Annotated in this window: 5 protein-coding genes and 1 pseudogene; 3 read left to right on the top strand and 3 right to left on the bottom strand. The window is 65.3% G+C overall.

Going from position 1 to position 4,398, the window contains the following annotated elements; translation table 11 throughout:
* A pseudogene (locus ABZF37_RS13710) lies at positions 1-1,280 on the top strand (hypothetical protein); the annotation flags it as partial.
* Here ABZF37_RS13710 and ABZF37_RS13715 read toward each other — a convergent pair.
* Complete coding sequence (locus ABZF37_RS13715; RefSeq protein WP_372720867.1) at positions 1,265-1,540, bottom strand: Txe/YoeB family addiction module toxin; 276 nt, start codon at positions 1,538-1,540, stop codon at positions 1,265-1,267. The pseudogene ABZF37_RS13710 and the gene ABZF37_RS13715 overlap by 16 nt on opposite strands.
* On the bottom strand, positions 1,521-1,793 hold the full coding sequence (locus ABZF37_RS13720; RefSeq protein WP_372720869.1) for a type II toxin-antitoxin system Phd/YefM family antitoxin: 273 nt from the start codon (positions 1,791-1,793) through the stop codon (positions 1,521-1,523). Before ABZF37_RS13720 ends, ABZF37_RS13715 begins: the two co-directional genes overlap by 20 nt.
* 129 nt (positions 1,794-1,922) lie before the next feature.
* Between ABZF37_RS13720 and ABZF37_RS13725 the strand changes: the two genes are divergently transcribed.
* Positions 1,923-3,230 carry a hypothetical protein gene (locus ABZF37_RS13725; protein WP_372720871.1) on the top strand — a complete coding sequence of 436 codons (1,308 nt, stop codon included), beginning with the start codon at positions 1,923-1,925 and terminating at the stop codon, positions 3,228-3,230.
* Here ABZF37_RS13725 and ABZF37_RS13730 read toward each other — a convergent pair.
* Positions 3,203-4,108: a PhzF family phenazine biosynthesis protein gene (locus tag ABZF37_RS13730; RefSeq protein ID WP_372720873.1), complete on the bottom strand. Its 906-nt coding sequence runs from the start codon at positions 4,106-4,108 to the stop codon at positions 3,203-3,205. The genes ABZF37_RS13725 and ABZF37_RS13730 overlap by 28 nt on opposite strands.
* 156 nt (positions 4,109-4,264) lie before the next feature.
* Between ABZF37_RS13730 and ABZF37_RS13735 the strand changes: the two genes are divergently transcribed.
* A partial coding sequence (locus tag ABZF37_RS13735) for a glycosyltransferase (protein WP_372720875.1) occupies positions 4,265-4,398 on the top strand: 134 nt, incomplete at its 3' end.

A 4,398-nucleotide genomic window follows, 5' to 3' on the forward strand; every position in this document is an offset into this window, starting at 1 on the left:
GGTTTTTCGTCGTCGCCCTTCTGGCGCCGCTGCTGGTCGGCCTGCTCATTTTCGCAGTCCAGCCGGGGCTGCTGCTGGATGGCTATGCCGGCCGGCCGTTCACGCTCGCCGAAAGGCTGATGACGGAGGCGCGCGTACTCTGGTTTTACGTTGGCCTCGTCTTGCTGCCGACGCCGGCCAGGCTGGGCCTGTACCACGACGACATCGCGCTATCGACCGGCATGCTCGATCCTTGGACCACGCTGGTGGCGCTGGATGGCTGGCTGATTGTTCTGGTGGCGGCGGTCATGCTGCGTCGTCGGGCGCCGGTGTTCATCTTCGGCGTGTTGTGGTTCCTGGCCGGGCACGCGCTGGAATCAACCGTGGTACCGCTCGAAATCGCGCACGAGCACCGTAATTACCTGCCCAGTTTCGGCCTGCTGTTCGCCGCCGTATACGGCGTGGCCCAGTTTGCCCGACACGCGCGGCGAGAGCGCCTGTACGGCATGCTGGGGCTGGCGGCGACCGTGGCGCTGGGTTTCGGTACATTTGGCCGTGCGGCATCCTGGTACAGCGAGGACACCATCATCGAGGCCTTGTACCGTCACCACCCGCAGTCGGCTTCGGCCCAGCAGATGATGGGGGAGTTGCTTCTGAAGCGTCGTAACGAACCGGCAAAGGCAGCCACCCACTACCGGCGCGCCTACGAACTGGCGCCGTGGGAAACCGGCTACGCGGTCAAGGCCGCCTGGGCAGCGCGTGCCGCCGGCGAGCCGATTCCGGATGCGACCGAGCGCCGCGCAATCGCCAGGGCGCTGCGTGAGCGCCCGCTGCCACCGACCACATTGATCGCCCTGCAGAGCCTGACCGACTGCCTGCTGGCAGGCGAAATCACGTGCCGGGATATGACCCCGACGTTGCTCGACTGGTTGTCGGCGACCGCCAGCAATCCGCACCTGAACGCCGTGGGCCACGAGCAGGTGTGGCTTAGTTACGGGCAACTGTGCCTGGAGACGGATCGCTTCGACCAAGGCCTAGCCTGGGTGCGCTCGGCTTATCAGCAATCGCCGCGGTTCGTGTACCGCTTGATGGAAGCCAATTTCCTGATGTTGCAGGGCGACCTGGACGGTGCCTCGGCGGTGCTGGCCGCGGTCAAGAGCCTGCCACAACTCACCCCTGCCGACGCTGGCCACCTGGCTGTGCTTGAAGATGCGATCGCAAACCGGCGGGCGGGCAAGGTGCCGGCCGCTGATGGCAGCCGCGCCCAGCAGCCCGGCACTGCCGCTTACGGCGTGAACTGATCGTAGTGGCCGCCGATGGCGAAGATATAGATGAATTGCTCGTCAAACCGGTATATCACCCGGTCGTTCTGGCTCAGCCGGCGCGACCAGAAACCGCTCAGGTTCTGGCGCAGAGCCTCCGGTTTGCCGGTTCCGGTGGCCGGATCATTGCGCAGCATTTCCTTCAGGATGTCGCAAAGCGCTTTATGCAGGCGTTTGTCGCGTGTTCTGAGTGCCTCGTACGTCACCCAGGTGTTGCCTTCAAACACCAAGGATCTCATCGGCCTGTGCATCCGTTGGCGTGTACCCGGAACGCTGCGCGTGGGTGCGGGCCGAGTCGGCAATCTGCGTCATCAGGCTGGAATTTTGCAGAACGAACAGCGTCTCCTGCTCGCGCTCCCAGTCTTGTGCGCTGATGACCACGAAATCTTCTCCATTCCGACGGGTTACCTTGATCGGCAAATGATCACTGATTACTTGTTCCACAAAGCGCTTTATGTTGTCTCTGAACTGGTTGACGCTGATGGTATCCACTGCTGCGCCCTCATTTGAGTACGGTAATGCCGTACATGATAGTCCGCCAGCCCTGACAGTGCATCAAGCTGAACAGTGGTTGGCCGGCACTCGCGGCCGCCGACACCAACCATCCGGGTGTATTGCAGCATGAGCACCGCGCGGCGCGCCCTGTGGCTGGCGCTTGCTGTAACCGGACTGGCGCTGCTGGTGCGCGGCCTTTTTACGCTGTACACACCGGTGATCGACCCCCTACGCGCCGATGCCGGAAAGTACGCGATCTACGGCTACAACCTGGCCACGCACGGTGTGTTTTCCGGCCAGTACCCGGCCGAGCAACCCCAACCCGACGGCTACCGTTCTGCGGGGTATCCACTCGTGGTGGCGGGCGCCATCAAGCTGGGCGGCATGCGCGGTTATTACCCGCTGCTGCTGGCGACCAACGCCGCGTTGGGGGCGCTCACCTGCGGCCTTGTGGTGTTGATGGGGGCACTGTTCTTGCCCCTGTGGGGCGCTGCTGCCGCCGGCTTGCTGCTGACCTTCAGCCCGCACCACATCAGCCTTGGCAACTACGTGCTGAGCGAAACGCTGTTCGGTTTCGCACTCACCGCCTGCCTGTACCTGCTCGCGCGTGGACTGATCAGCCGGCGGGCGGTAACGCTGCTGGGCGCCGGCGCGTTCGGCGCGCTGGCCTGGGCGACCAATCCGGTGTTCGCCCTGCTGCCGCCGCTGGTGGCCACCGTGGCGGTATGGCGCCAGCCGGCCCTGCTGCGGCCGATGCTGGTTTTTCTGCTGCCGCTGGTGGTAACGGTCGGCGCCTGGCAGGTACGGACCTGGCTGAACGTGCCTGCCGATGGCCCCACATCCCAGGCGCGGGCGCTCGATAACTTCATCGTCGGCTCGCACCCTGAGTTCACGGCCCAGTACCGCGCAAACCCACGCGATCCGGCCAATGCCGCCAATCTGGATATCGCCGCCGTGGACGGATCCTGGCAACGCTATCTGGAACTGCTCACGCCGCGCCTGCGGGCCGAACCGATCCGGTATGCGTCCTGGTACCTGCTGGAGAAGCCGCGCCTGCTGTGGGACTGGAACATCCTGGTCGGACAGGGTGACATCTACATCTACGAGGTCCAGGCTTCCTATTACGAAAAGTCGGCGCCCATGGGCTTGAGCCTGGACCTGATGCGACGCCTGCACCCGGCCTTGCTGCTGCTCGCCCTGGCCGGGCTGCCGCTGGCCTGCTGGCGACGCCGCAGCGATCCGCCGGCGGTCGGCCTGCTGTACCTGACACTGGCTTACGTGTCGCTGGTGTATGTCGTGCTGCAAGCCGAGGCGCGCTATTCGGTGCCGCTGCGCCCGGCGATGTATCTGTGCGCGGTATACACGCTGGTCGCCGCCACGCGCCTTGGGTCCAGCTGGACTGGTTCTCAATCCGGCAGGCTGAGCGTGCCCTGAATCACCTGCACCGCATGCCCGCCCATGCGCAGCTTGAGTCCACCCTGGTCGTACTTGTCGAACTCCGCCTGCAGCAGGCTTTTGCGCGTGGCGTCGAAACCGCGCTCGACGGTGAACGTATGCGTGCCGGCGCGCAGGCCGGGCTGGGCGGCCAGATAGGCGGCAAAGGCCGGCAGGGCGGCACCGACCGGCGGGTCTTCGCGCGCGCCGATGTCGGGGCCGATCAGGCGGGCGTGGAAGTTGGCTTGCGGGCTTTCGGTCTGGCGGCAGAACAGCAGCAGCTCCTGCGCCAGCATGGACGGGGCGTGTGAACCGGCCCAGGCGCCGGCGTTAAAGCGCGCCTGCGTCAGCGCCTCCAGGCTGCGCAGCGGCAGGATCAGGTAGGGCCGCTCACAGGCCACCAGCAGCGGTTGCAGGTCGCGCTCGCCGAGCAGGCGCCGCTCCAGCGACAGGATGCCCGCCAGCTCGTCGACTGCCGGCACGAAGCGATCGATTACCGGGTACACGGTGTGGCTGAACTGTACAAAACCCACCCGGCCCTGTGCCGCCTCCGGCCGCACCTGTACCGGACCGAAGTTGTGCAGCAGTTCGAGCGCGCCGCCGACCGGCGCCTGACCGCTCAGCACCAGACTATGGGCGGCTGCGAGCACCGCCTGGCCGGCGAAATCGACTTCCCCGCGCGGCGTGAAGATGCGTACCTGGAACCGATCGGGCATTTCAGTACCAACAACAAACACGCTGTTTGGCAGATTAAGCTCGGCCGCGATGCGCTGCATCTGTCCCGGGTCCAGGCCAGCGGCGGCGGGGAACACGGCAATCTGTGCACCGCCAAAGGGCCGCTCGGTGAACACGTCCGCGCTATAAAACGACAATTCCATCGCGCGTCTCCCTCCGGACCTTGATAGCGCCTTCACCGCCAAGCTGGTGGCTGTACCGCCGCAGAGTCTAAAACCGGCGGCGACGGATGTGCGCCGGATCTGCTGATATTGTGAGCGCCACGCACCCCCAACCATCCCGCCTAGCGAGCACACGCCATGACCGAAATCCGACCCGAGCTGTCCATCGTGCTGCCGGCTCGAAATGAGGCCGCCGCGCTTGAACGCCTGCTACCAACCCTGAAAGCCCAGCAACCGGCGGCGCAGATCATCGTCGTTAACGATGGCTCAAC

Origin of the sequence: Immundisolibacter sp. (assembly GCF_041601295.1) — a bacterium.
GTDB lineage: Bacteria > Pseudomonadota > Gammaproteobacteria > Immundisolibacterales > Immundisolibacteraceae > Immundisolibacter.